The sequence below is a fragment of the Candidatus Phaeomarinobacter ectocarpi genome, assembly GCF_000689395.1.
GTDB classification, from domain to species: domain Bacteria; phylum Pseudomonadota; class Alphaproteobacteria; order CGMCC-115125; family CGMCC-115125; genus Pyruvatibacter; species Pyruvatibacter ectocarpi.
This window is the reverse complement of record NZ_HG966617.1, coordinates 1,571,930-1,596,659: the sequence shown is the minus strand read 5'-3', so window position 1 is coordinate 1,596,659 and position 24,730 is coordinate 1,571,930. Positions and strand designations below refer to the sequence as shown.

Genomic DNA, 24,730 nt, shown 5'->3' with positions numbered 1-24,730 from the left:
CACTGGCACGTCAGGTCTCAGCCGTGCTGCGCCGCATAAGTCTGAATGATCGCTGTGTAGTCATCCATCTCGGGAAACTTTTCAAAACTGTGCGGCGTCTTCAATTGGACCCAGTCGAGTTTTTCGGATGTATAGCTCTCAATGAAGGGCTCTGTGCCAGACGTGTCGTCCAGCATCGGGGAGCGGACATTGATGAAGGCGCCGTCCATCACCCGGGTGAAGACCCAGCTCATGCAGTCGGGGCAGAACATGTGGTCTATCTCGTCGCCCTTGAGACCGCCGACAACGGGCTGGCCCTTGGTGACCTCAAAGGCATCACCGGCCACCATGGCGCTGAGTGAATAGGGACCACCGGTCATCCGCTGACACCCGGTACAATGGCACGCCATGGTGATCATCGGTGGCCAGGGCATCCGAAAGCGAAGCTGTCCACATCGACAGCCACCTTCCCGGACCTGCGTCATTTCAGGCAAAGGCTAGAGGCCCGGTGTCGGGTCGGCACGGGTGGCACCGCTGAAGCGGCCAAGGTTGCCGAACATCTGCTGCAGGAAGGTGAGTTCCTTGCCGCGGGTTGGTGTTTCCTGGCTGATGAAGTTCACGATCTTGCCATCTTCAAGCCCGTAGTAACCGAGCTGCTTGACGTTCTCGTTTTCATCGAAATAGACCGCGACGATTTCACGATCGACCGCTTCTTCCCGGTAGAACATCAGCTGTTCGTGGATGCTCGAGATGTAGTACCAGGAGTCGCCTTCCACAGTGGACACGGTGGAGGGGGAGCCAAAACTGCTGAGCACGCTGTCCTTGTTGTCGATGCCGACACGGATTTCGGAGATCAGGTCTTCGTTGGGAACGTAACCGCGCTGGGTAACTGTGGGCACGCATGCTGCCAGCCCTGCCGCCAGCACGACGGCCAAAGCGGATCCTTTGAGGGTTTTGCGGGTGAAGATTTTGCGGGTGCCTGCGCTGTTGAGCCACAGTGAAATTGACGATTGCCTGCGCACTTTACTCTCCGTGGATGGCGGGCGCTGAGACAAATATCGACGATTTCGTCCGGCGCACCAAATCATATGCCAATTCATGAAGAGCGGCGGCCTTCTTGGCAAGAGGGTCATTTGGGCTTAATGCAGGCTGCGCCTTCACATGTTGGAGCGCGCCAGAGAGGACGACCATGGTTTTAGACCGCATACTGGCCCCATTCCGGGCCGACAAGAGCCACCAGCCGGTGCTGAACGCGCTGTACACCACGATCATGACGCAATCGCGTGACCCGCATTTCTATGCGGCTCTGGGTGTGCCGGACAGCGTGGACGGGCGGTTCGATATGCTGGTGATGCACTGCTATCTCGTCGTGGCGCGGCTGCGTGACGGGGGCGAGGCGGCGGGCGAATTGTCTCAGGACCTGTTCGACCACATGTTCCGTGACATGGACCATGCGCTTCGGGAGCTGGGTGTGGGTGACATGGGCATCAGCAAGCGCATTCAGAAAATGGCCGCCAAGTTCTATGGGCGTGGCGAAGCCTATGATGAGGCACTGGCCCAACCCAATGACGTGGCGCTGATCGAGGCAATCGACCGGAACATTTTTGCGGACGCAACTGCTGCCCCCGATAGCCTGGCGGCGCTGGCGTCCTATCTGCGTGCGGCTCAGGCGTCACTGGCGTCACAGTCGATTGACGCCATCAGCGACGGACGTGTCGATTTTCCCAAGGTGAGTGCACATGGCTGACACTGGTTCCCCTGACGCGCATGAGCCTGAGTACTCCTATGTTGTGGATGTGGCATCCCTGCCTGCGACCGGCATCGAACGCCCCATCCGGCCGACAGAAGCTGAGATGGCCGCCGTTGCTGAGCGCCTTGGTCTGCAGGCCATTGATCGTTTTGACATTCGCATCGCGGTGCGTCCCTGGCGTGGCTCGGGTGCGCGGATGACAGCGACGTTCGAGGCTGATGTGGTGCAGACCTGCGTTGTCACCTTGGAGCCTGTGCCCGCAACGGTGCGTGACGCGTTCGAAGTGAAGTTCCTGCCGGCAAAGATGATCGATGACCCCAAGCCGGGTCAGGAGATTGATGTCTCGCCGGAAGACGATGCCCCGGAGCCTTTGGGCGGGGAGACGGGAACCTGTTTCGATGCGGGCGACGTCACCGTTCAGTATCTGTCGCTGGCCCTTGATCCCTATCCGCGAAAGGCCGGCGCGGCGATTCCCGAAGAGGCGACAACGCCCGAGGAGCCGTCTCCATTTGCTGCGTTGGCGGCTTTGAAGCCCAACGGCAAAGATCAATAAAACCAATTAGTTAGTGTCAAGGTTGAGTTGCTGCGGCGTTGCTTTATGTTGCACGCCGCCTGCGCAGGGGTCCTATTTGGTGGATTCGCTTCCTATTTATCGCTGCAGGCATTCATTCCTGTTCCGGTGCCGGGGTCTCGTCCCCGTGCCAGCCGGGCAACTGATTTGAAGCGGAGTTCTTATTGGCCAGCAGCATTACCATCGCTCTGGATGCCATGGGTGGCGATCTGGGATGTGAAGCTGTGGTCAGTGGGGCGAGTATTGCTCGCGTTCGCCAACCCGATGTTCGCTACGAATTTCACGGCGACGAAGGGCAGCTAAAGCCGCTTCTGGATGCGGACGCTGAGCTCAAGGCCGTCTCCACCATCCACCACACGGACGTTGCCATCTCCATGGATGACAAGCCGAGCCAGGCGCTGCGCGCGGGCCGCAAGGTTTCCAGCATGTGGCTGGCCATTGATGCGGTAAAGCAGGGACGGGCGCATGCGGCTGTGAGCTGTGGCAACACCGGTGCGCTTACCGTCATGGCGCGGATGGTCCTGCGCACCATGCCGGGCATCAGCCGCCCGGCTTTGGCGGCGATCTGGCCCACCATGCGCGGGGAAACCGTGGTGTTGGATGTGGGTGCCAATGTGGTTGCCGAGCATGATGCGCTGGTGAACTTCGCTATCATGGGGGAAGCCATGGCGCGCACGGCGCTGGGCCAGCCCAAGCCGACGGTTGGTCTGCTGAACATCGGTGCCGAAGAGATGAAGGGCAATGAGCAGATCAAGGCCGCCGCTGAAACACTGCGGTCCACCCATCTGGACTTTGAGTTTGCCGGCTTTGTGGAAGGCGATGACATCTCGAAAGGGACGGTGGATGTCGTGGTGACCGACGGGTTCACCGGCAACATCGCTCTCAAGACCGCCGAAGGCACGGCACGGCTGATTGGTGACTATCTGTCCAATGCCATGCGCCGGTCACTGGCCTCGCGCATCGGTTATCTGTTTGCGCGCGGTGCGTTCAATGTCCTGCGTCAGCGCATGGATCCAAGCCGCGTGAATGGCGGCGTGTTTCTGGGGCTCAATGGGGTTGTCGTCAAAAGCCACGGGTCAGCAACGGCTGAAGGCATCGCCGCAGCACTCGACCTGGCCATCGACATGGCCCGCAACGACATCATCAAGAAGATCGCCGTCGACCTGGAACAGGTTCAAGGCGGGCGCGACGACGCCGCCGAACAGGCAGAAGCAACACCGGAGCCCAGCACGGCATGATCCGTTCAATCGTAAAAGGCGTCGGCGCGTATCTGCCGGAGCGCATCATCACCAATGCCGAGATGGCCACGTTGGTGGACACGTCTGACGACTGGATTACCGCCCGCACGGGTATTCATCAGCGCCATATCGCTGCCGACGGTGAACTGACCTCCGATCTGGCCATTGCAGCCTCTAAGGATGCGCTGGCCAATGCGGGCGTGCATGCGGATGATCTGGACCTGATCATTCTGGCAACGGCGACACCGGATGACACGTTCCCGGCGACGGCAACGGTCGTGCAGGCCGCACTGGGCATGGAGCGCGGCTTTGCGTTTGACATGCAGGCGGTGTGCTCGGGCTTTGTGTACGCGGTCGCGACGGCGGACAATTTCATCAAGGCGGGCCAGGCGAAGAACGTGCTGGTCATCGGCGCTGAAACCTTCTCGCGCATTCTCGACTGGGAAGACCGCACGACAGCAGTTCTGTTCGGCGACGGCGCGGGCGCGATCGTGTTGCAGGCTGGCGAAGGCGAGGGGTCCAATACGGATCGCGGCGTCCTGACAACTCATCTGCATTCTGACGGTCGTCATCGCAGCAAGCTTTATGTGGACAGTGGTCCGTCACGGGGCTCCGTGGGTCATCTGCGGATGGAGGGCCAGGAAGTGTTTCGCCACGCCGTGGTGAACATTGCTGAAGCCATTGATGAGGCGCTGGACGCAACGGGCCTTGAGGCCAAGGATATTGACTGGTTTGTGCCCCATCAGGCCAACAAGCGCATTCTGGATGCGACGGCCAAACGCATCGGCCTTGCCCCTGAAACCGTGGTGATGACGGTCGGGCAGCATGCCAACACATCTGCCGCCTCTGTGCCATTGGCGCTGGATGTGGCGGTCAAGGATGGACGCATCAAGCAGGGCGATATGGTGCTGCTGGAGGCCATGGGCGGCGGCTTTACGTGGGGATCTGCGCTCATTCGCTGGTAGATCACCCGCGCGAATGCATTAACTTTTTGAGTTAAGCTATTGGCCGCATTGGGGTTGCGGCATTTAAGCTGCTTGCGATAAGACCGCTTGAGGAGTACAAAAGCACCCATGAGTCGTACACTTACACGCGCAAATCTGAGCGAGGCCGTCTATCAGGAAGTCGGCCTTTCCCGCAACGAATCCGCTGATTTTGTCGAGCGGGTGCTGGAAGAGATTTCGTCCAGCCTTGAGCAGGGTGAAACCGTCAAGGTCTCGTCCTTCGGCGCATTTTCCGTGCGCGAAAAAGGTGGTCGTGTGGGGCGTAACCCCAAGACCGGCGAAGAAGTACCCATCAAGCCACGGCGTGTGCTGGTGTTCCGTCCAAGCCATGTGCTGAAGGACCGGGTCAACAAGTCCGCCCCGCGCGATGACGCGCCGAGCTCTGATACTCCTGAAGTCGCCTAACCCGGTTGAGCCCCGATTCCGGGCCTGAGGGTTCCATGAACGTGCAGAAGTCACCAGACGCATTTAGAACCATATCCGAGGTCGCCATGGACCTTGATGTGCCTCAGCACGTGCTGCGTTTCTGGGAAACCAAATTCACACAGATCAAGCCGCTGAAGCGTGGTGGTGGCCGCCGCTACTACCGGCCTGAAGATGTTGATCTGCTGCGCGGCATTCGCACGCTGCTTTATCACGACGGCTACACGATCAAGGGCGTTCAGAAGGTGTTCCGCGAGCAGGGCGTGCGCCATGTGAGTGAAATCGGCCGCGAGGAATACGCAGCTGAACTCGCCGAGGCGGAAGCGGCCGGTGAGATCACCGAACCAGCCATCGAAGAAGATGTGGCGCCTGCGCCCGAACCGGCGCAGCACGTGGCCCCGGCACCGTTTCCTCCTGTGCCGCTGACAGAAGACCAGCAGATTGAACTTGAGCTGCTTCTGGAAGAGCTGGAAGGCCTCAAAGCCAAGCTTGAGAATGCCCGCGCGGCCACCTGGTTCTGACCCTGAATTGAGCACAAATTCTGGCGGAGATAGCGTTGCGGATCGGCAGAACCGCCCCTATAGTCCGCCTCCCTCCCGGCAGGAATTCATGTCCTGTCGCGGTCTAACGGAGCGTAGCGCAGCCTGGTAGCGCACTTGTCTGGGGGACAAGGGGTCGTCGGTTCAAATCCGGCCGCTCCGACCATATTCGGCGATACGCCACTTAGCGGGCCGTGTCTGACGTGATGTCAGACGCGGCCTGTTTGTTTTAGCGGCGCGTGTGGGCGGCAGGTGGTGCGGCCAGCATCAGACCCCACATCATGCCCATCAGCAGATACAAATGCCGCCAGTGGTTGATGTCGATGATGATGGCTTCAGCGATCAGTCCGATGAAACTTGCAAAGGCCACGATGAACACACCGCGCCTTGGGCCGGTCATGGCATATCTGAAGCCGCGCACCACGGTGAGGCCAAATGCGCCGACAAGGCCTACAAGGCTCAGGAACCCGCCCCCGACAAAAACATTCAAATAGACGTTGTGGGTGTCCTGGGCGGCAATCATGCCCCAGTTGTTGGGACCAATCCCGAATGGATTGAGCATTGCCATCTTGAGGGCTTCAAACTGGCCGGAGAACCGTCCGCCCTGCTTGGTGTCATAGGACTGCAGTCCAAGGCGCTGCTCCAGCAGCTCGCGGACTTCGGGGATGCTGATTGCCCAGCCAATGGCAAGGGTCAGCATGACCCCAAGGAGCATGGCGATCATCACGATGCGCCCGCGTTGCCCACGGGTTTCCGGCGCCATGCCGGCCAGCACTGCAAAAGCGCCGGCGGAGAGCATCATGTGCAGCCACGCGCCGCGTGAGAAACTGAGGAACAGTCCGAGCACGAGGATGGTGGCGATCGGGCCCCAGAAAAAGACGGCCGGTCCCACACCACGTGTTGTCATGCGCCAGATTGCATAGATCGTCGGCGGCACCAGAAATGGTCCGTACACGTTGGGGTCTTCAAACAGGGCCTTGGCGCGCCCGGCGCCCAGCAGAATGTCGCTGCCGGGAATGAATCCCAGATAGCCCCCGATGCCCAGAAACGCCGCGCACAGGCCTGCGAGAATGTACCCGCCCCACAGGGCTTTCAAAGCCCTGTCCGGGGAGGCCGCCACGACGGCGGTGTAAAACGCAAAGGTAAGGGTCAGGTAGGTCGAGGTCTGCAGAAACGTGATCGACAGATCAATGTATCGCGCATTCGTCCCACCGATCATGTAGCCGCACAGGACCAGCGCCATGAGACCAAAGGGCAGGGCTACACCTGCCGGGATGCGCAGTCCCAGCATGAACAGCATGCCCGCTGTCGCGACCATCATCAGGTCGTACGGCGCGGGCTCGCGCAGCACGTAATGCGAGCTTGCCATCAGGCAGAACAGCAATACCGATGCAAAGGCCGTGTTGGCGATGTCGAGACTTTGGCTCCATCGCGCAGACGACGACAGGTCAGGTGCCTGTGGAGATGCGTGCACAGGTGGATGTACTGCCGTGGCAGACATGTCAGGCCCCGTTGGCGGAATGCGGCGTTGCGGGGATCATCACCTGCGGTACGCCGTCACGTACCGGCAGACCGGTCAGCGCGGTGCGATAAACGTCATCGACGCCGCGCACCATGGTGCCGACAGAAAAACGGTGCGCAATGTCCTGGCGCATCTGCTTTGCAACTGCGTCTGCCTGGGCCGGCGCATCCAGTGTGCGCGTAAGAGCCTCTGCCAGCGCCAGGGCATCGCCCGGCGGCACAAGACTGTCAGCGCGATCGGCAAAGATTTCCGGAATGCCGCCACAGTTGGTCGCCACGAGCGGCATTGCTGCGGCCAGCGCCTCAAGAACGATGTAGGGCAGGGACTCCGCCAGCGACGGCACCACCAGCATTTTCGAGGAGGCAAACACCTCGCGTGCGGGCAGCGCACCGGGGAATGTCACCATGGGTGCCAGGCCGAGGTTGCAGGCCCGGTCGATGAAGTGGTCCCGGTCAGGGCCATCGCCAGCAATGACGATCCGCAGATTGCGCCCGCGCAGGGTCGCGAGGGCGTCCAGCAGGATGTCAATGCCTTTGAGCATCCGCAACTCGCCGACAAAGGCGATGTCGTAGGTGCTCTGTCGGTTTGGCAGCGGCAGAAAATCCGTTTCACCCACACCGTTGTGCACGATCTGGGAATTGCCTTTTGGCGCACCAATCTTTCGCGCAAACACACTGCGTGCGAATTCGCTTTCAAAGATGAAGGCGTCGGTTTGGCTGTTGAGGAGTTTTTCGACGGCGAGATACGCCATGCCGGACAGGGATGTCGCGTCGTAGTGCAATGAACCGCCATGGGGCGTGTAGACAGAACGGGCCCGGCGATCCGGTGCGGCGTCGTTGGGCGGACGGTGCACAGCCAGCCTGGCCATCAGGCCGCCTTTGGCGCCGTGGCCGTGCACAATGTCCAGTTGCTGGCTTGATCGCAGCGCCCGCACAGTCGTGATGGCTGCCAGGTCTCGCGGATCTGCCAGGCGCGACATGAAGATGCGGCGCATACCAAGGGCCAGGTCCGGCTCCAGCGCCAGAAGCGCTTTTTCAGCCGCAGGTGACACATCGTTTGACGCGCAGACGATGCCAACCCTGTGACCGGCAGCGACCTGTCCACGCACCAGATCCTGGACATGGCGAAAGAGCCCGCCGGCAGGCGCGCGAAACACATGCAGAATGTTGAGCTTACGCTCTGCCTCATGCTCGATGTGGTGCGTTGATGCGGTCATGATCTGGGCTTAGAAGAACCGTTCGCGGATAAAGATGGTGTCGCCGGGCATCACCAGAGCGTTGGTCTCCGCCTTGAACTCGTTTGAGGCCGTGCGGGTAATCCGTGCGCGCGAAGTATTGGCGCGGTAGGTGTACCCACCGGCGATGGCAACAGCGGTCTCAACGGTCATGCCCGAAACAAAGGGATATTGTCCCGGCGCGTTGACCTGTCCGAGAATGAAGAACGGACGAAACTGCGATACCTCAACGGACACATTCGGGTTGCGCAGCAATGTCTGCGACAGGGCCTGTTCAATGGATGTCTTGGTCTGTGCTGTTGAGAGCCCGCGAACACCCAAAGGCGGCAGGAGCGGCATGGTGATCGACCCTGAATCATCCACACGGAACGTGCCGGACAGGGCTTCCTGACCAAACACGATCACCCGCAGTTCATCGCCTGCGTCCAATCGGTACTGGGACAGGCGGCCCGGCATGGGCGCTGCGTTCTGCATGGGCTGCTGGCTGGCAGCCTGTGGATGGGCCGGCAAGGGGGCCGATGCTACCCGCATCTGTGGCTCGCTGGAAAAGCCGCCGCAGCCCGCCAAAACGAGTGCCGACATCAGGCTCAATCCACCAAACAGTTTTTGATACGCACGCATGGATGTCACCGCTACACCTTCGAATTTGTGTCAGGTGTGCGAGCCTAGACCGGTCACGGTTACCATCGCCTTAGCGCCTTTGGGGGACAGGACGGCCAAAATCGCCGGGAAAACCGGGAAAATTAATGCGGGTTAACATCCCGGTTACCTTAAGGCCGCTAAAAAGCAGGCTGGATCATTTTTGCGCGCGGAGCGATTCGCGGGCGTATGTCCGCTGTGCAGCCCTGACTTTGGCACCAGCGGCAATGAGGAGCATGCAAGCTCGCCCATGTCTTACGGTGTGCCCACCCAGGATCACGATATGTCTGCTGCCGGAAGATCGGCAGACGGCTCAGCGGGCCTTGATGTCTGGGCATTGCTGGCACGGGTCTGGGCCCGTAAATGGTTCCTGGTGCTGTTCGTGCTTGCGGGCGTTGTTCTTGCCTATGCGGCCCTGAGCACCGTCACACCGCATTACACCGGCGAAGTCCGCATTCTCATCGAAGGCCAGACGCCTGACGCGACAAATCCACTGGCCAACCAGGCGGTGCGTGAGGCCGATCAGAAAAAGATTGAAAGCGAAATCCAGGTCCTGTTGTCGCGTTCGCTCGCAGACCAGGTGGTGACGCAGCTCAAACTTGACACGTGGGAAGAGTTCTCCACGACGGGCGGGGGACTGTTTGGGTTTGGTGCGCGCAAGCCTGCCAACCGTGCAGCGGTGATCAGCGCATATTTCGACCGGTTGAATGTCTATCAGGTGGGCGAGTCCCGCGTGATCGCAATTGATTTCTGGGCGGAGCATCCGCGCAGCGCCATGATGGTGGCAAATGCCATTGCCGACCTTTATGTGGGCGGGCAGCTGGATGCACAGGTGGCTGTCACGCGCCGGGCGAGTTCATGGCTTGATGAGCAGGTCTACAAACTTCGCGCCCAGGTGCAAGCCTCCGAAGCTGCTGTCAGCGAGTTTCGCCGCAAGTCCGGCATCTTTGAATCAAACGGCAACCTGCTCAAGAACACGGAGCTGGCTGCCCTCAACGCCCAGCTGATTACCGCGAGCACGACCCGCTCTGAACTGCAGGCGCGTCTCGACAGTGCGCGGGCCTTGATGCAGTCACCTGCTGGCATCGAAACATCTTCTGAAGTGCTGGATAATCCGCTCATTCGCCAGTTGCGGCAGCAGGAAGTGGCGCTGCAACGGCAGATCACTGATCTGTCGGCCGATCTTTTGCCCCAGCATCCTGACATGATTGCGCGTCTGGCCGAACTCGATGATCTGCGCCGCGCCATTTCAGCTGAAGTCGGCAAAATTGCCCGCCGTCTGGAAAATGATGTGCGTGTCGCAACCGCGCGCGAGAGAACGCTGCGATCTTCCATCGCGCGGCTCAAGAAAGACGTCACCACGGAAAAGCAGCAGGAAAGTGAGCTGCGATCCCTTGAACGCGAGGCTGCCGCCAATCGCGGACTGCTGGAATCGTTTCTCTTACGTGCCAGTGAAGCAGGGGCCCGGGACGACCGCTCCATTCAGCGTCCAGAAGCACGGATCATCTCCCGGGCGGAAACACCTGAAAGCCCGTCCTTCCCAAAGAAAGGCCCCATCCTGATGCTGGCCTTCATGGCCTCGCTGACATTCGGGCTGTTGATTGTGCTGGCCACGGAGATGCTTGCGGGCGCCACAACACCGGCACCTCGCTATGCCGCTGCCGCGTCCATGCGGCGTTCTGAGCAACCGGCTCCCCCAGCGGTGCCCGCTGGCTACGATGCCGCCTATGCGCCTCAGCAGGCCTATGCCTATCAGTCACAGCCTGCTCGTGCGCCCCTGCAGCCCTATGCCCCGCAGCCACAGCGTCGCCAACCGGCACCGGCTTATGCTGCTGGAGGATATGTCGATCCCTTCCGGCCGCAGCCGCCACAACAGGCTTACCGATCAGCGCCGCCGCCACCTCCGCCACCGATGCCTGCCTACGCAGCACCGCAGCAGGGTGTGCCCCGGCAACCGGTTACACAGATGATTGCGCTGCTCCCGGCCAACCCGACCTTGACCCAACATGACCAATGGGTCTTGAGCCAGTCCGCTCAGGAAATTCTGCGCTTTATTGCGTCACGCCCCAGCCGCTATGGCCAGCATGTGCCAGGCCGCGTGGTGCGGGTGGCGTGTGGTCAGTCGGGTCCCAAAGGTCTCGTCGGGCTGGCACGGCTTCTCGCCCAGCAGGGCAAGAGTGTTGTGGTGGTGGGGACGTCGCCACAGCCTGCCATGGGCCTGACCGATGTCATGAGCCGCCATTGTGGCTTTGCCCAGGTGATGCAGCCGGACACGCAGTCGAGTGCGCGCTTCATCGGCTGGGGATCCATCCCCGTTCACGATGATCCAGCATTGATTGCAAACGCCATGCAGGCCCTTGCTCAATCAGCGCAGATTGTTCTGGTAGGTGATCCGGACAGTGTCGTCCTTGGACTTGCGCCGTCGTTCGACCGGGCTTCGGACACGAGCCTCGTTCTCCTGCGGGGCACCAATGCTCCGACACAGGCCCTGCCGCAGACCGATACGGCCGGCCTCATTCAAATCGCCTAAGGCGTTGCAGCTGCGCCGCGCAGCACGTGTCTCTTTACAAACTGCCGTGCCTTCTTGTTGTTCCGAATGGGATCTACGACGGTATTGAGCGCGTCATAGGCGGCGGCCTTCATTTGGTCTTTTCCATGTTGCGTGCCGGCCCGCTCCTGCGGCAGTCCGATACGGCGGAGCATGTGGTTGACGGTCGCCACCTTGCGCCGCTGCCATGTTTCAAGATCATGAAACGTAATGCCCATGGAGACGGAGACGGCGTCACCGTTCTTCACATAATGAGGATCGTTGAAGGGCACACAGACCGCGTCACCGGCGCTCAACTCGAATGTCTGCTCCAATGGAGCAAAGCCCGGCTGATACTGGATGTACCGGCTTTTGGCCGGTGAAATTTCGGTGTCCTCAGCAGTCGTCGTCGCCTGATGGGGCAGGATGGTGATGGTCTTCTTGCCGGACATCTGCAGCAGGAAATTGTGCTCTGAGTCCAGATGATAGGGCGTGACGCCACCCGGCGAGGTGACGAAACCAAGGGCCACGCGATTGTCAAAGGCTGATGTGGATACGCCGCTCAAATGGGCAAGCTCATCAATCAGTTCATCCAGCAGGACATTGTAGGCCGGGACGTGTTCCATGCCCTTGAGGACGATCCATGAGCCGCAGGTCTCGATTTCCTTGATCGTGTTTGCCGCTGACATGCCGTTGAACGGCACATGCTTGCCGGAGACATCCACAGGAAGATTGGCGAGATTGTAGTCGACCTTGTCGCGCGGCAACTCACTTGCAAGGTCAGCCATGGCCTCCAGGCTGAACAGGGGATTGCCTGCCAGATCATGACGCATCTTGAAGGGCGACATACCGACGCGCATCTCGATGCCACCGTCGTGCGCTGAAAAATGATCCATTGGAGATATCTGGTTCATGCTGCCTTCCTTTTCAGCAGGCTCTTTTTGAGTGCCTTCGCTGCGGATTGGATTTGGCGTTTTGTCGCTGCCGCCGACTTTTCACTCAGCGCAGTGAGGCCAATGAGCGCCGCCGAGGTTGCCTTGGATGTGGCCAACGTAACGTCCTGCATGGCGCGGCGTTCGCGCCACAGGTGGTCAATCATCGGGTGGTCGGGGTTGGCGCAACTGTCGACGCAGGTAATGTCATTTGCGGCGAGGGCACGGGCTGTCAGTTCCAGCTCAAGCAGGACACCCGGCGAGAAGCGTGCGTAGGTTTCGTCATAGGCGATCTTGAACGAGAAAAGGCTGGTATCGCGCGCAGCTGAGCCCTTGAAGTTGATGATGCTGGCGATCGGCACATTGTCGAGCCGGAGCGTGAGCGGCGACAGGTTTCCCGTGGCAGCGGCTGCGCGGCAAGCGTCAACAAAGAACCGGGCTTCCGCAGGTCGTGACGCAATGGCGGTGCCTGCGGCTCCTTTCCAGCCGGTCCGCTCGAGCTCTAGAAACTCAAGCACCACGCCTTCAACGCAGGCAGGGTCGTTCATGTCAGGCGTTTCAAAGGTGACGTCACCTTCATCGGCCAGACGGCGTTTGAGGCGTCCATATTCCTTGCGTTTCTTCTTCGAAATGCTGGATGTCAGATAGGCATCTGCATCCAGATCGCTTTTCAAAATGGCGCGCTCAAAAGTGCGCGTTGTTGTTATGGCTGTATCAGCCCCCTCGGCAATATCGCGCAGGGCGGCATTGACCGGCCCGTCAGACGCCATGTGGTGCAGGCGCAGGAGGGGTATGCCGTCCGCAGCCAGGTGGGTCATCAGGCCTCTGATGGCGTCTTTTTCATTGCCATGGCGCACAAGCGGCGTTGCCAGAAATGTGTGGATGTGGCGCCAGGGGCGGGCGCACCGGGCTGGAATACCGCGATAGGTCGCGGTGATTTGCAGGGGGACCAGCATGACCAGACGATTGGCCATCAGGCGGTCGCGCACGGTCAGGATCCGGACGTTGTCGCGCCCCACCAGATGCTTCAGGGCAGGCAGCAAGAGATGTGGTTCGTAAAACGGGTTGGGTTCGCTGGCGGCGGCTGCGAGTTCGGTCCATTCCGCCATGAAATCGGCGTCCAGTTTCTCAGTGGTTGTCCACTGGCTACTGAAGCGCGGGTTTGCAAGCGCTGCCGGCGGCACGGTCTGGCCGCGCAAAAGTGGGGCAGGCACCTGCGCTGTTTCGCTGTATTTGGTCTCAATCAGGCTCATTTGGCTTCCTGAGGCAGCCGAGTGTGCCAATAGGGCACAGGCGGTCGGGGGTCATGCTGGTACGCAGCAATCGCAATGCCATGCGGACGCCAGCGCGTGCCTACCGCCCTGGACGCAGCAGGAACGCGTTGATGCCCAGTTTTCTATGCACGGCGATGGCAAGAGCTGCGAGGTTCACAAGCATGGCAATGATGGTCGCCAGCGCCGCGCCGAGTGTTCCCAGTTCAGGTATCAGCAGCAGGTTGAGCCCGGCGTTGAACACCGCAGAGGCGCAGATGATCTTCGTGGCGATCATCTGCCTGCCGGTCATCGACAGGAGATATTCAAGCGGGCCAACCGTGCAGCGGGCCATGTACCCCATGGAGAGGATCGCAAGGATCAAGTACCCGTCCTCAAAGCCATCTCCGAACAGCCCGAGGATGTATTGTCCAATGACGAGCAGGACCAGCACGCCCATGAAGCTCGGCCAGAAACTGACGCGGTTCACGCCGTCGAGAAATTTCTGCAGGTCTTCCCGGCTGCCGGATGCATTGATCTCGGCAAATTTGGGAACGGTCCGGGCCGTTGTCGCGAAATAGACAAAGCCGATCAGGCTCGCGGTGCGGGCCGCGGCATAGTAGATCGCGACGGACGCCGGGTCCTCGATCTGGCCAAGCATGATGACATCGGTTGATGACATCAGAAGGTAGGCGCCTTCAAACACCAGCATCGGCATGGAAATCATCAGCCAGTAGCCCGCATGGGTGCGTGGCTTGGCACGTGGCACGGTGGCGCGGATGCTGCGCACAAGCACGATGGCCTGCACGGTGATGCCGATGATGCATGCAGCGGCCATCGCCAGCAGGGCATCGATCGCGTCAGGTGCAAGACCGACCAGAACCAGCGTGCCGATGCCAAGCAGCAGCAGCAAGGGCCGCATCAGGTAGGGGATGATGTAGGCCAGCGTTACCCAGCCAAATGCGCGCGCGGTGCCTTCCTGTGTGTCCAGCAGGGCGTATAGCGGCAGGACCAGAAGAGCGACGGCAAATGGCACAACGTAGTAGTCGTCGATGTAGGGATGGACGATCCACAGGATGATGCCGCCAATAACTGACGCCGCCGTGGACGCGGCCAGCACGATGAGATGCGCCTGAGTGAGCAGGCCCCAGATACGTCCCCAGCGCTGGCGGGCCATGTATTCGGGGATAAACCGCATCAAGGATGTATTGAGACCCAGCGGTGCCATGGTCCCGATAAAGATGATCCAGGTCCACACATAGGCATAGATGCCGAATTCGAAGGCACCCATCCATCGGGCGAGCAGGGCAAGGGAGACAAAGCTGACACAGGCGCCGGCCACCCGGATCGCCATCACCGAGGCGGCACCGCGCAGGACCGATGCTAGATCATCCGCGTTGTCCAGAAGGCCGGACAGCTTTTTGCCGAGCGGATCTGGAAGCATGGAGGCAACCTTCGCCGTCAGCCGCACAAAGCTGTTTGTTGCGGACTGCTGTGTGTCCAGCGCGGTCATGCAGGGATGACGGAGCGCACAGCCCGGCGGGCAAGGAGCGCCAGGTTGAACATGGCAGGCGATGCCTTGATCCGCCGCTTCAGCGTATCCTTGAGGCGCGAGGGCAGCGTGAACAGGTAGCCTGAAAAAGTCAGCGGAATGCGGATGTCGATGAGGTCCAGATGCGCGTCGCACCAGTCCTTCTTGTATCCCTCGTCACCCACGGTGAGATCGAAGGCCGAGATATTGTTGGCAAAGCACCAGCGCAGCAATTCATGCAAGTGAATGGTGCCCGGTGAGTGCCGGGACGCTTCGCCTTCGGTGACGCTACCGATGACGGCATAAAACCGGTCACCTCTGACGAAGCCGACATTACCCGCAATGACGTCCCCATCAAGGGTGAGCGCCGACAAGTGCAGGCTGTTGCGCATGGTGTGGTCATCAATCAGGCCGTGCAGGAAGGCCTTGACCTCGTCGGACCCGAACGGATCGACAATTCCGCGTTCGCTGAGCCAGGTGGCTTTCTGCTTGAGGATCGCTTCCAGCATGGCGTGCTGGTCGGCCCGGGTTGTGGGAATTGTGAAGGCAACATCGCCACTCTCATCCAGACGCCGGCGGCGCTGGCGGTCGCGTTTGCGTGTCGATTTGCTGCGCGCGGCTGCATAGAAGGTATTGAAGTCATCATGGTCGAGTGAAATGGCGTGGCCGGACGACGGGTGGGCATCATGCTCCAACAGGGTCAGCGGATTCCTTACACCTTCAATTTCGGTAAGCGTCTTGGTGAGACTGAACGCATCCACCTTTGCTACGGTGGTCGCAATCACGTTCAGGATGCGGCCGAGTTCCTGGCGTGTTGTGTTGCTGTTCCAGTTTGGATGGATCAGGGGCCCGTGATAGTCGGCCTCGTCCTGCGCCAGCCACACAAGCGTGGAGACACCCATCACCCGTTCAACGGCGAAGGGCAGGATCATCACCAGCTCACCATCTGGATCACGCACAAGCGCGATGCAGGGTTCAATCTCTCTGGCCTTACCGACAGTAGCCATCCATGCACACAGCCATGCATGCTGCTGAAAGGCCGTCGCGTGAGCTGTTTGCTCCAGCAACCGCCACGCAACGGCGCAGTCATCCAGATTGTGGTAGATCGAAACCCGGTACTGCACATCGTCGATTGACCGGACAATGTGCAGCGATGCGTCACCGGCAGATGACGCGGGAGACCTGATTATGGATGTGGGTGACGCGGCATTCTGAGACATGTGTGCACCTGGGCGAACATCAGGCGCTAGGCCCGATGTCCCTCAAACTCCACATAGCCAAGCTCCTGCGTGGGATCGACCTCGAAGGTCGTGACGAATTCGCGTTCATTGGCCTCAAGGACGCCGGTCTTCTTCACGGCAAAGGCCAGCCCGCACTTGATCATGGCGGCAAGGCCCTTGGTGTCGACGCTTTTAGGGTTCATGCCGAACAGACGACGCAGCACGCCATTGCCGTAGATGACGCCATACTGCTTCATGGCTTCGGGCGTGTAGTAGGCCGTTGTCATGGACACATTGAGACCTTCGATGTTGTCCACGCGATGCGGTGCCTGCATTTCCCAGGACAGAAGATCACCGGGCTTCAGATCAAAGACCTGGGCATGGGCATCCATGTCTTCGGAGTAGGGCACTTCTTCTTCCGTTTCGCGCAGCACGACCTGCTCGCGAGAGTTGTTTGAAATGAACTCGTCCGTGTTGGGATAGAGCCAAAGACGCTTTGCACCCCGGATGTGGCACAGGACCACCGGCGAAATATCGCAGTGATAGAGCACCCGCGCCGACGGGCTGGAAATCAGAATGCCGGTGTTGTGCCGCATGTGCTTGAGAGACGGATTTTTCTCCGTCACATCATCAAGCGCCCGGGCGACCAGCGCGTGGTAACGTGGCGCGACGTCTTCCATGTGCTGGAGGTTGATCCAGAGCTTGCCATGTTTGATCGCCTCAATCACATCAGCACCGGTGCGGCCCTTCATGGAGCCATGACGCCAGGTCTCCACACCGTCGGGATTGAGTGTTGTTGTGTGGATGCTCATATGCTCTTCGGGATAGCCTTCAATCAGCTCCGCGAGCGCATCGTCCTCGAACAGGCCGCTTTCCAAAAAGCGGTGCTTGGCCTGCACGGTGCCGGTCGAAAAACGATCGGCATTTTCTTGTGTGATATCCAGAATGCGGGACATGCCTGGGGCTCCCCAAATGTAACAGTTCACTAAAATCAAAGCCGGTGCTGGCTGTGTGTTCAGCGAAACAGTCGCATAAGGGGGTTACTAAGCCGTATGCGTTCGGTAGTCATACAGCCGTTTTCTGAGCCTTTTTGCCACAGACCACAGACGTGGCGACTGCTTGATGAAACGCTTCGCGGCGCGGGTTTTTGCCTGCCCCCAAGCAAGGGCGCGGCCCTTGATGGTTAAGCCAATGTAAACGTCAAAAAGGTCCGTTGACGTGTCACACCAGTCATCCTTGTAGTCTTCATCGCCGACCGTGAAATCGAACACGTCAAAGCCACGAATGGTGCTCCACTCGATAAGCTCATTGAGGTGCAACTGACCAGGCGAATAAGTGCGGTACTCCCCGTCGGTCATGGTGGACAGCACGTAGTAGTACCGGCTGCCCCAGGTCAGGCCCCAGTTGGCGGCAACAATGTCATCACCGGCCTGGAAGGTGGAGAGCTGGCAAATCTCCGGGTGCTGCTCAGCGAGGGTGCGATAGAACGCACGCACATTGGAGGATGCGAAAATGTCCCCGGCACCCATTTCAGCCAGTCGGGCACGTTTTTGTTCAATCAGCACGGAGATGGCTTCCGAGCGTGCCTGAGGTGTCCGCGCGACCTTGAACTTTGTGGGGCCAGCGGCCTCTGCCAGCCGTCGTGATCTCTGCCGCAGTTTCTTGCGCGAGGAACTGCCGCGCCGGGCCTTGTAGAGGGCGTCGAACGTTTCGTTGATGGTCAGGGAATGAGATCCCGCCGGTGCCAGCTGACTGGGATAGACCAGCAGCGGGTGCAGGGCATCATTCAGCAACGTTGGCATGTCGACCAGCTTCACCGCGTCGATCCCACGGGTGAGACGGAAGGCTTTATCAAAGAGTTTTTTCGTGGCGTCGGTTGTCAGACCTGCGAGCAGGGACTTGTCGATCACCGGCCCCTTGAAGTCCGCATGTTCATCGCCGAGCCAGACCAGTGTCCGCAGCCCGGCACGGGTCTCGATGCCCATGGGCAGGAGGGCGCGCAACGTACCGTCGGGACTGCTCGCCATAATGATATGCGGGGTGATGCCGCGCGCCTGCCCGATGTGACTGTGCCAATTTGAGACCCAGGCCCATGTTTGGAACACATGCGCGGCGCTTCGTTGCTCCAGGTTGCGCCAGATGCGCTGGAGCGACGCGATGTCGCTGGTCGTGCTGAAAACCATGTCGTCAGCCCCGATGGGGTCGACAAACTGTTGATTATTCAACAGTTCTTCGTGTTTCAGAGCTGCGCTGGCGTTCATGTGATTACCTTTTGGGGACCCGATTTCTAAGGGTCTATCCGCAAAAAGGGTGCCATTGCGTCTTTTGTGTCCGCGCAAGGCCGCGTCAATCGCTTGGCAATCACTGGGCGGTAGTCTGCGGCCTGGTTAATTGCAGCGGTGAGTTTTGGCGATGCGTCTGGTTGGCAGTGATGTCTTGAAGTTTGGTCTGAGCACCCTGCGCACAACGCGGGCGCATCGGGTGCTGGGCAATAGCTGGCGCGGTCTTGGGGCCATCTTCATGCTGCATCGCGTGGTGGAGCAGGCACCGCGGTCACATGATTTCGCACCCAACCGGGGTCTGGAAGTAACACCGGCATTTCTTGATGCGGTGATCTCGCGGGTTCGCGACCTGGGATATGACATTGTCGATCTGGACGAGATGGTTCGTCGGTTGCGCAAGGGAGGTCCGGGTCCCTTTGCAGCCTTTACCTTTGACGATGGCTATCTCGACAATGCTGATCTGGCGCTGCCGATCTTTGAAAAGCATGCCGCGCCATTTGCGGTCTATGTGGCGTCCGACCTGCCGGACGGTATTGCCGATCTTTGGTGGCTGACGCTTGAAGCCTCCATCCGGGCACTGGACCATGTCGAAATGGACATCGGTGGCGAGACGATCTCCCACGCTGCCCACACCGAAAAGGAAATGCGTGGCGCGTGGGAAAGTGTCTATTGGCGTCTGCGTGATGTCAGCGAGGATGATGCGCGACATGCGGTTGCCCGCCTTGCAGAGCTTGCCGGTGTCGATGGACAGGCCCTGGCGTCCTCGCTCTCCATGCGCTGGGACGATGTGCGCCGCCTCAATGATCATCCGCTATGCACCATCGGGGCGCATACGGCCTCACACTTTGCGCTGGCAAAACTGCCACTGGACCGGGCGCGCGAAGACATGATGGCGGGTACAGCGCGTCTTGAGTCAGAGCTTGGCGTGCGGCCACGCCACTTTGCCTATCCCTATGGGGACGAAGGGTCCGCTGGTCTGCGCGAGTTTGATCTGTCTTCAGAGCAGCGCTTTGCGTCTGCCGTGACGACGCGCAAGGGCCTGTTGTTTGATGCCCATGGCAATCATCTGCGGGCCTTGCCGCGCCTGTCGCTTAATGGCGACTTTCAGGATGTTGATCTTGTTGAAGTCCTGCTGGGTGGTGCGCCATTCGCCCTTTGGAACAAGTTCCGCCGGGTGAATGTCGCTTAGGACCCGTGCTGCCGTCCAGAGTGCGGACTAGGGTGCCGGGTAGGGGTGGGCAATCATCTTCATGCCCTCGAACACGGCCTTGTCTGCCACTTCGCGCTCATTGACGAACACAAAGTCAAACACCTTGTCCTCGTTGACGTCGCTGTGAAGCATCACAATAAACATCTCGCCGACGGCTGGCTCATCGTCGACGGTGATTTCCACGTCGGCATTGGTTCCCTTGCCCACATAGGTATGACCCACATAAATGTCGCCATTGGGTTTGCCGTCCTCAAAGGGATGCATCACCAGCCAGCCATTTTCTGCAATGTGAACTTCGGGAAACGTGAAGGTCGCGCCGTTACGTGTGGCACCTTCGGTGATGATCCAGTTTTCCTCACCATTGCCGGTTGTCATCTGCGGGGCTTCTTCCGCGGCAGATGCCGACGCGTCCGCTGCTGGAGCAGCATAGTCTTCGGCGATGACCGGACCTGCTGCAAAGGCAAAGGCGGCCGCGATGAGACCTGAACGTATGGCTGACATATTGGCTGACATGGGGTTCCTCCGGGTCGTTTTTTTGAATGCCCTTTGCGGCTTGGGGAGAGTGTCAGCCCTTCATGCCGGTGCGTCAAAACAAAAATGACCCATGGTCGGAAACGAGCGAACGGCCAAAAAGCCGCATCTTGGAATTGGAGGGGAACCCTCTATAGTCCGCCGCAGTTGATCAAATCACGGCGGCTCCCGATGAGTCGCCCCCAGACGAAAGACGTGTCATGTCCGCCATTATTGCGATTGCCATCTTCATGGTTGCCTTTCTTGCCCTCAACAAGATGACGTTTGGCCGTTTCGACTAAGCCTTGTCACTGCCCTGTGCGTCCGCCACATGAGGCCGTCGTGGGGTAGAAAGGTGACCTTGTGCGCATTTTGTTGATGACGTTGGGGTCACGTGGCGATGTTCAACCTTTCATCGCGCTTGGGTGCGCGCTCAAATCAGATGGCCACGATGTGGCTGTCTCAACGGCCGCCAACTTCACAGACATGATTGAAAAGGCGGGGCTTCGGTCAGCGCCTGTTTCCGTTGATATGCAGGCTGAGCTGGAAGGCTCCGTCCTGATGGAGGGCATGCGGTCGGTGCGTGGGCTCATCCGCGCGTGGCGGCTTTCTCAGGACCTGATGCAGACGCAGCTGCAGGATGTCTGGGACGTGGCTCATCGCGAACACCCTGATGTCATCGTCTATCACCCCAAGGCCTTTTCAGCGGTTTATGCGGCGCGCTCCTTGGGCATCATGGCCATGCCTGTTTACCTGCAGCCCGCGTATACCCTCACAGGTGCCTTTCCAAACCCGATTTATCCTTGGCGACGATCCGGATTGCTGACGCGGCGACTGAACCGCGCATTCCTGTGGCTGACGCGGCTCGGCTACAGCTCACTCCTCAGGAAATGGTTTGCCAAGCGCCAGGACGTGCCCTCCAAATCTTCGATTGATGTCCTGACCGGGTATCACCCTGCGGGCAATCCCGTGCCGCGGTTTCACGCCTTCAGCCAGCACCTTGTTCCGAGTCCGGATGATTATGGCATCCACGAAAGGACAACCGGTTACTGGTTCGTTGACCCTGATGACACCTGGCAGCCGCCTGCCGATCTCGAGGCATTCTTGAGTGCTGGTCCTGCTCCAGTTTATGTCGGCTTTGGGAGCATGCCATCGCAGGACGCCCGGGCACTGACGCGCGATGTTGTGGCTGCATTGGACATGGCCGGGCAACGCGGCATCATCGCAACCGGCTGGAGCGGGTTATCCGGCGGTGATCTTCCGCCGCAGCATTTTGCATTGGAGAGCGCGCCTCACAGCTGGCTGTTCCCGCGCTGTGCGGCTGTGGTGCACCATGGCGGTGCCGGCAGCACGCACGAAGGTTTGCGCTGGGGGCGGCCGACGGTCATCTGTCCCGTATTTGGCGATCAGCCGTTCTGGGGGTATGTGGTGGCTCGCCTTGGCGCCGGGCCACGCCCGGTGAAGCAAAAGAAAATCACCGGACAGGTCCTGGCTGATCGCATCATCCAGGCGCTTGATCCAGCCATTGCATCGGCTGCAGAGGACATTGGCAGCTTGCTAAGGGCTGAGGGCGGCGCGCGTCAGGCAGCAGATCTCATCACTGAAATTGCGAGAGACCAACAGACGGCAGACTAGATTTGCTGCGGCGGGGTGCCGGGGTCAGGTATCTGCATCCACTTGATGAGGAAGCCCGCCGGAATGGCCCACAGAATACCGGCTGCCAGAAAATAGGCGAACTCCAAGATGCCGTTTTCGGGAAGTTTGTAGACCGCAAATGTCATTACAAACATCGCATAGAGGAACATGAACACCAGCAGCACCACGAGGCCAATGAGTTTGCGCCAGCGCATGGGAATGCCGAATGTCATGGGCGGTCTCCAAAATCGGTCACTGATGGATCCATGGTGGTCTGCCATATGATGCGGCATCGCGCCGCTGCGCACGTGGGGTTCATCAGTCTATGTTGTCACTCGAACTCAGTCATTTAGGCCGAGATGGCCAAAAGCACCAGCCCGAGCGTCAATCCGTCCCATGAGCAGCCCGTTGGAAACCAGCCGTACAGATACCCGTCCCATTGCCATCTGGCTGCTGGGTGTTGCCGCCCTCGTCGCGTTGATGGTGGTTGTCGGTGGTCTGACGCGTTTGACCGGGTCCGGCCTGTCGATCACCGAGTGGAAACCGGTGACCGGGTCGATCCCGCCGCTGAGTGCCGAGATGTGGCAGGAAGAGTTCGACAAGTATCGGCAAATCCCGCAGTACCAGCTGGTCAACAAGGGCATGAGCCTGGACGAATTCAAGACCATCTACTGGTGGGAGTGGGGGCATCGGTTTCTAGGCCGGTTGATTGGTCTGGCGTTCTTCGTGCCCTTCGTCTGGTTTCTCGCCACGGGCCGCCTTCGCGGGCGGTTGGCATGGGTTTGCGCCGGCCTGTTTGTACTAGGCGGGATGCAGGGCTTCATGGGCTGGTACATGGTCGCGTCCGGCCTCACGGAGCGTGTCAGTGTCTCCCAATACCGGCTGGCAGCCCATCTGGGACTGGCGTTCCTGATCTTCGCGGCGCTGGTCTGGGTGGCGCTTGATATTCTCCGCGGCACGGCCGACGAGATACATCGCCGTTGGGTCGGCTGGACCGGCGGGCTAGTGCTGCTGGTCTATGTGCAAATTGTGCTGGGTGCGTTTGTGGCCGGGCTCGATGCCGGGATGATCTACAACACCTGGCCGCTCATGGATGGGGCATTTATTCCAGACGGGATCTACACCGTGCCTGCGGCGGCGTTCGAGCAGCATCTGACCGTCCAGTTCAATCACCGGATGGTGGCCTATCTCATTGCCATACTGACTGTGATTTTCTGCTGGCGCGTCGTGGCGGCTGGGGCAGACAGGCTTCAGCGCCGGGCCGCCATGTGGTTTGCGACAGCGATCAGCGTCCAGATACTCATTGGCATCTGGACGCTGGTTGCCGTGGTGCCGGTCTGGCTTGGCGGACTCCACCAGTTCGGCGCGGTCATCGTGCTGGGCGTCGCCATGGTGCAGCTTCACATCGCTGTCCACGGTACGCCCGATGCGGGTCGCACTCAGGCCTTGGCCAGAGCCTGATCAATATCCGCAATGATGTCGGCGGCATCTTCAATGCCGACAGACACACGCACGGTGTCATCACCGGCGCCCGCTGCTGCACGTTGCTCCGGTGACAGCTGGGCGTGGGTGGTGGACGCGGGGTGAATGATCAGGGACTTGGTGTCGCCGATATTGGCCAGGTGAGACAGCATCTCCACCGAGTTGCACAGGGTCTTGCCTGCTTCAAATCCACCCTTCAGCCCGAAGGTGAAGACGGCACCGGCGCCCTTGGGGCTGATCTTCTGCATCAAGGCGTGACCCGGATCTTCCTTCAGGCCCGCATAGGACACCCAGGAGACCTTGTCATGGCCCTTGAGGTGCTCGGCAACGGTGATGGCGTTCTGGCAATGACGTTCCATGCGCAGGGCCAGGGTTTCACACCCTGTCAGCAGCAGGAACGCATTCTGCGGTGAGATGGCGGGACCAAGGTCGCGCAGGCCGAGCACACGGCAGGTGATCGCAAAGGCGATGTTGCCGAAGGTCTCGTGCATCTTAAGGCCGTGATAGCTGTCACACGGTTCGGACAGGGTCGGGTAGTTGCCGGAGGCAGACCAGTCAAAGGTGCCGGCGTCCACGATGATCCCGCCGATGGAGTTGCCATGACCGCCAATGAACTTGGTCAGCGAGTGGCAGACGATGTCCGCCCCCAATTCAATGGGGCGGCACAGATAGGGTGTCGCCATGGTGTTGTCGACGATGAGCGGAATGCCCGCTTCCTTGGCAATCGCCGCGATCGCCGTCACGTCCTGAACAACGCCACCGGGGTTGGCAATGGACTCCATGAAGATCGCACGGGTCTTGGGGCCAATCGCGGCCTTCACGGCAGCCGGGTCCGCCATGTCGACCCAGTCCACATGCCAGTCAAACTTCTTGAAGGCGTGGCCGAACTGGTTGATGGAGCCGCCATAAAGCTGCTTGGCGGCCACAAAGCGGTCACCGGGCTGCATGATGGCGTGGAAAATCAACAGCTGTGCCGCATGACCAGAGGCTGTGGCCAATGCCGCCGTACCGCCTTCAAGCGATGCGATGCGCTCTTCAAGCACAGCCTGCGTGGGGTTCATGATACGGCTGTAGATATTGCCGAATTCCTGCAGGCCAAACAGCCGGGCGGCATGGTCCACATCGTCAAATACATAGGATGATGTCTGGTAGATCGGTGTGGCGCGGGCGCCGGTGGTGGGGTCGGGGGCCGCGCCTGCGTGGACGGCGCGTGTTGAAAATCCCTGTTCACTCATCTGTTGTACTCCCTGTA

24 protein-coding genes and 1 tRNA gene are annotated in these 24,730 nt (G+C 59.9%); 11 read left to right on the top strand and 14 right to left on the bottom strand.

Annotated features, from left to right (window positions below; translation table 11 throughout):
* Positions 1–17: 17 nt before the first annotated feature.
* Positions 18–464, bottom strand: coding sequence for a GFA family protein (locus tag BN1012_RS07630; RefSeq protein WP_043949159.1), 447 nt, complete (start codon positions 462–464; stop codon positions 18–20).
* 12 nt (positions 465–476) lie between these two features.
* Complete coding sequence (locus BN1012_RS07625; protein WP_052534799.1) at positions 477–1,001, bottom strand: outer membrane protein assembly factor BamE; 525 nt, start codon at positions 999–1,001, stop codon at positions 477–479.
* Positions 1,002–1,168: 167 nt separating this feature from the next.
* Here BN1012_RS07625 and BN1012_RS07620 point away from each other — a divergent pair, with 167 nt between their 5' ends.
* The 7 genes from BN1012_RS07620 (at position 1,169) to BN1012_RS07590 (ending at position 5,670) form a co-directional block, all read left to right on the top strand.
* Positions 1,169–1,726, top strand: coding sequence for a ubiquinol-cytochrome C chaperone family protein (locus BN1012_RS07620; RefSeq protein WP_043949158.1), 558 nt, complete (start codon positions 1,169–1,171; stop codon positions 1,724–1,726).
* Positions 1,719–2,282 (top strand): YceD family protein, encoded by a 564-nt coding sequence (locus BN1012_RS07615; protein ID WP_043949157.1) that lies wholly within the window; start codon positions 1,719–1,721, stop codon positions 2,280–2,282. The genes BN1012_RS07620 and BN1012_RS07615 overlap by 8 nt, the downstream gene beginning before the upstream one ends.
* Before the next feature lie 182 nt (positions 2,283–2,464).
* A complete protein-coding gene (gene plsX, locus BN1012_RS07610; RefSeq protein ID WP_043949156.1) occupies positions 2,465–3,538 on the top strand; it encodes a phosphate acyltransferase PlsX in 1,074 nt (357 codons plus the stop codon).
* Positions 3,535–4,503, top strand: a complete 969-nt coding sequence (locus BN1012_RS07605; RefSeq protein ID WP_043949155.1) for a beta-ketoacyl-ACP synthase III — start codon at positions 3,535–3,537, stop codon at positions 4,501–4,503. Before plsX ends, BN1012_RS07605 begins: the two co-directional genes overlap by 4 nt.
* 108 nt (positions 4,504–4,611) lie before the next feature.
* The gene (locus BN1012_RS07600) at positions 4,612–4,947 is read left to right on the top strand and encodes an integration host factor subunit alpha (protein WP_043949154.1); all 336 of its coding nucleotides are present in this window, start codon (positions 4,612–4,614) and stop codon (positions 4,945–4,947) included.
* A 35-nt stretch (positions 4,948–4,982) separates the two neighbouring features.
* Positions 4,983–5,486, top strand: a complete 504-nt coding sequence (locus tag BN1012_RS16800; protein WP_081826280.1) for a MerR family transcriptional regulator — start codon at positions 4,983–4,985, stop codon at positions 5,484–5,486.
* A gap of 107 nt (positions 5,487–5,593) precedes the next feature.
* Positions 5,594–5,670 (top strand) — tRNA-Pro (locus BN1012_RS07590).
* 63 nt (positions 5,671–5,733) lie between these two features.
* On the opposite strand, the gene BN1012_RS07585 is transcribed toward BN1012_RS07590, so the two are convergent.
* Genes BN1012_RS07585 through BN1012_RS07575 form a run of 3 tightly spaced genes read right to left on the bottom strand, consistent with a single transcriptional unit; the run spans position 5,734 to position 8,881 of the window.
* Positions 5,734–7,005 carry an O-antigen ligase family protein gene (locus tag BN1012_RS07585; protein WP_043949153.1) on the bottom strand — a complete coding sequence of 424 codons (1,272 nt, stop codon included), beginning with the start codon at positions 7,003–7,005 and terminating at the stop codon, positions 5,734–5,736.
* A gap of 1 nt (position 7,006) precedes the next feature.
* A complete protein-coding gene (locus BN1012_RS07580) occupies positions 7,007–8,242 on the bottom strand; it encodes a glycosyltransferase family 4 protein (RefSeq protein ID WP_063958494.1) in 1,236 nt (411 codons plus the stop codon).
* A gap of 9 nt (positions 8,243–8,251) precedes the next feature.
* The gene (locus BN1012_RS07575) at positions 8,252–8,881 is read right to left on the bottom strand and encodes a polysaccharide biosynthesis/export family protein (RefSeq protein ID WP_043949152.1); all 630 of its coding nucleotides are present in this window, start codon (positions 8,879–8,881) and stop codon (positions 8,252–8,254) included.
* 268 nt (positions 8,882–9,149) lie between these two features.
* Here BN1012_RS07575 and BN1012_RS07570 point away from each other — a divergent pair, with 268 nt between their 5' ends.
* A complete protein-coding gene (locus BN1012_RS07570) occupies positions 9,150–11,429 on the top strand; it encodes a Wzz/FepE/Etk N-terminal domain-containing protein (RefSeq protein ID WP_043949151.1) in 2,280 nt (759 codons plus the stop codon).
* Here BN1012_RS07570 and BN1012_RS07565 read toward each other — a convergent pair.
* The 6 genes from BN1012_RS07565 to BN1012_RS07540 all read right to left on the bottom strand — a co-directional run bounded on the left by BN1012_RS07565 (position 11,426) and on the right by BN1012_RS07540 (position 18,620).
* Positions 11,426–12,340, bottom strand: coding sequence for a JmjC domain-containing protein (locus BN1012_RS07565; RefSeq protein ID WP_122381354.1), 915 nt, complete (start codon positions 12,338–12,340; stop codon positions 11,426–11,428). The genes BN1012_RS07570 and BN1012_RS07565 overlap by 4 nt on opposite strands.
* Complete coding sequence (locus BN1012_RS07560; RefSeq protein WP_052534794.1) at positions 12,337–13,611, bottom strand: GNAT family N-acetyltransferase; 1,275 nt, start codon at positions 13,609–13,611, stop codon at positions 12,337–12,339. Before BN1012_RS07560 ends, BN1012_RS07565 begins: the two co-directional genes overlap by 4 nt.
* Positions 13,612–13,711: 100 nt before the next feature.
* The gene (locus tag BN1012_RS07555; RefSeq protein ID WP_052534791.1) at positions 13,712–15,121 is read right to left on the bottom strand and encodes an oligosaccharide flippase family protein; all 1,410 of its coding nucleotides are present in this window, start codon (positions 15,119–15,121) and stop codon (positions 13,712–13,714) included.
* Positions 15,118–16,359 carry a GNAT family N-acetyltransferase gene (locus tag BN1012_RS07550; RefSeq protein ID WP_043949150.1) on the bottom strand — a complete coding sequence of 414 codons (1,242 nt, stop codon included), beginning with the start codon at positions 16,357–16,359 and terminating at the stop codon, positions 15,118–15,120. Before BN1012_RS07550 ends, BN1012_RS07555 begins: the two co-directional genes overlap by 4 nt.
* A gap of 26 nt (positions 16,360–16,385) precedes the next feature.
* Complete coding sequence (locus BN1012_RS07545; protein ID WP_043949149.1) at positions 16,386–17,315, bottom strand: cupin-like domain-containing protein; 930 nt, start codon at positions 17,313–17,315, stop codon at positions 16,386–16,388.
* 87 nt (positions 17,316–17,402) lie between these two features.
* Entirely contained in the window at positions 17,403–18,620 is a 1,218-nt protein-coding gene (locus BN1012_RS07540; RefSeq protein ID WP_043949148.1) for a GNAT family N-acetyltransferase, read from the bottom strand.
* 151 nt (positions 18,621–18,771) lie between these two features.
* Between BN1012_RS07540 and BN1012_RS07535 the strand changes: the two genes are divergently transcribed.
* Complete coding sequence (locus tag BN1012_RS07535) at positions 18,772–19,830, top strand: polysaccharide deacetylase family protein (protein WP_043949147.1); 1,059 nt, start codon at positions 18,772–18,774, stop codon at positions 19,828–19,830.
* A gap of 27 nt (positions 19,831–19,857) precedes the next feature.
* Here the strand turns inward: BN1012_RS07535 and BN1012_RS07530 are convergent, their stop codons facing one another.
* A complete protein-coding gene (locus BN1012_RS07530) occupies positions 19,858–20,364 on the bottom strand; it encodes a DUF7282 domain-containing protein (protein ID WP_043949146.1) in 507 nt (168 codons plus the stop codon).
* Positions 20,365–20,739: 375 nt separating this feature from the next.
* On the opposite strand from BN1012_RS07530, the gene BN1012_RS07525 reads away from it, so the two are divergent.
* Positions 20,740–21,996: a glycosyltransferase gene (locus tag BN1012_RS07525; RefSeq protein WP_043949145.1), complete on the top strand. Its 1,257-nt coding sequence runs from the start codon at positions 20,740–20,742 to the stop codon at positions 21,994–21,996.
* Here the strand turns inward: BN1012_RS07525 and BN1012_RS07520 are convergent.
* Entirely contained in the window at positions 21,993–22,229 is a 237-nt protein-coding gene (locus BN1012_RS07520; protein WP_052534790.1) for a DUF2842 domain-containing protein, read from the bottom strand. The two genes, BN1012_RS07525 and BN1012_RS07520, sit on opposite strands and share 4 nt — an antisense overlap.
* A 163-nt stretch (positions 22,230–22,392) precedes the next feature.
* On the opposite strand from BN1012_RS07520, the gene BN1012_RS07515 reads away from it, so the two are divergent.
* Positions 22,393–23,457: a COX15/CtaA family protein gene (locus tag BN1012_RS07515; RefSeq protein ID WP_043949144.1), complete on the top strand. Its 1,065-nt coding sequence runs from the start codon at positions 22,393–22,395 to the stop codon at positions 23,455–23,457.
* Here the strand turns inward: BN1012_RS07515 and BN1012_RS07510 are convergent.
* Positions 23,436–24,713: an O-acetylhomoserine aminocarboxypropyltransferase gene (locus tag BN1012_RS07510; protein ID WP_043949143.1), complete on the bottom strand. Its 1,278-nt coding sequence runs from the start codon at positions 24,711–24,713 to the stop codon at positions 23,436–23,438. The genes BN1012_RS07515 and BN1012_RS07510 overlap by 22 nt on opposite strands.
* Between the last annotated feature and the right edge of the window lie 17 nt (positions 24,714–24,730).

Bases quoted from the DNA above. Each gene is read 5' to 3' on its own strand.
- BN1012_RS07540 (WP_043949148.1), bottom strand. From the start codon at position 18,620: ATGAACGCCAGCGCAGCTCTGAAACACGAAGAACTGTTGAATAATCAA.
- BN1012_RS07565 (WP_122381354.1), bottom strand. From the start codon at position 12,340: ATGAACCAGATATCTCCAATGGATCATTTTTCAGCGCACGACGGTGGC.
- BN1012_RS07525 (WP_043949145.1), top strand. From the start codon at position 20,740: ATGACGTTGGGGTCACGTGGCGATGTTCAACCTTTCATCGCGCTTGGG.
- BN1012_RS07605 (WP_043949155.1), top strand. From the start codon at position 3,535: ATGATCCGTTCAATCGTAAAAGGCGTCGGCGCGTATCTGCCGGAGCGC.
- BN1012_RS07570 (WP_043949151.1), top strand. From the start codon at position 9,150: ATGTCTTACGGTGTGCCCACCCAGGATCACGATATGTCTGCTGCCGGA.
- BN1012_RS07555 (WP_052534791.1), bottom strand. From the start codon at position 15,121: ATGACCGCGCTGGACACACAGCAGTCCGCAACAAACAGCTTTGTGCGG.
- BN1012_RS07585 (WP_043949153.1), bottom strand. From the start codon at position 7,005: ATGTCTGCCACGGCAGTACATCCACCTGTGCACGCATCTCCACAGGCA.
- BN1012_RS07615 (WP_043949157.1), top strand. From the start codon at position 1,719: ATGGCTGACACTGGTTCCCCTGACGCGCATGAGCCTGAGTACTCCTAT.
- BN1012_RS07535 (WP_043949147.1), top strand. From the start codon at position 18,772: ATGCGTCTGGTTGGCAGTGATGTCTTGAAGTTTGGTCTGAGCACCCTG.
- BN1012_RS07560 (WP_052534794.1), bottom strand. From the start codon at position 13,611: ATGAGCCTGATTGAGACCAAATACAGCGAAACAGCGCAGGTGCCTGCC.
- BN1012_RS07580 (WP_063958494.1), bottom strand. From the start codon at position 8,242: ATGACCGCATCAACGCACCACATCGAGCATGAGGCAGAGCGTAAGCTC.
- BN1012_RS16800 (WP_081826280.1), top strand. From the start codon at position 4,983: ATGAACGTGCAGAAGTCACCAGACGCATTTAGAACCATATCCGAGGTC.
- BN1012_RS07510 (WP_043949143.1), bottom strand. From the start codon at position 24,713: ATGAGTGAACAGGGATTTTCAACACGCGCCGTCCACGCAGGCGCGGCC.
- BN1012_RS07575 (WP_043949152.1), bottom strand. From the start codon at position 8,881: ATGCGTGCGTATCAAAAACTGTTTGGTGGATTGAGCCTGATGTCGGCA.
- BN1012_RS07550 (WP_043949150.1), bottom strand. From the start codon at position 16,359: ATGTCTCAGAATGCCGCGTCACCCACATCCATAATCAGGTCTCCCGCG.
- BN1012_RS07620 (WP_043949158.1), top strand. From the start codon at position 1,169: ATGGTTTTAGACCGCATACTGGCCCCATTCCGGGCCGACAAGAGCCAC.
- BN1012_RS07630 (WP_043949159.1), bottom strand. From the start codon at position 464: ATGACGCAGGTCCGGGAAGGTGGCTGTCGATGTGGACAGCTTCGCTTT.
- BN1012_RS07520 (WP_052534790.1), bottom strand. From the start codon at position 22,229: ATGACATTCGGCATTCCCATGCGCTGGCGCAAACTCATTGGCCTCGTG.
- BN1012_RS07545 (WP_043949149.1), bottom strand. From the start codon at position 17,315: ATGTCCCGCATTCTGGATATCACACAAGAAAATGCCGATCGTTTTTCG.
- BN1012_RS07515 (WP_043949144.1), top strand. From the start codon at position 22,393: ATGAGCAGCCCGTTGGAAACCAGCCGTACAGATACCCGTCCCATTGCC.
- BN1012_RS07600 (WP_043949154.1), top strand. From the start codon at position 4,612: ATGAGTCGTACACTTACACGCGCAAATCTGAGCGAGGCCGTCTATCAG.
- BN1012_RS07530 (WP_043949146.1), bottom strand. From the start codon at position 20,364: ATGTCAGCCAATATGTCAGCCATACGTTCAGGTCTCATCGCGGCCGCC.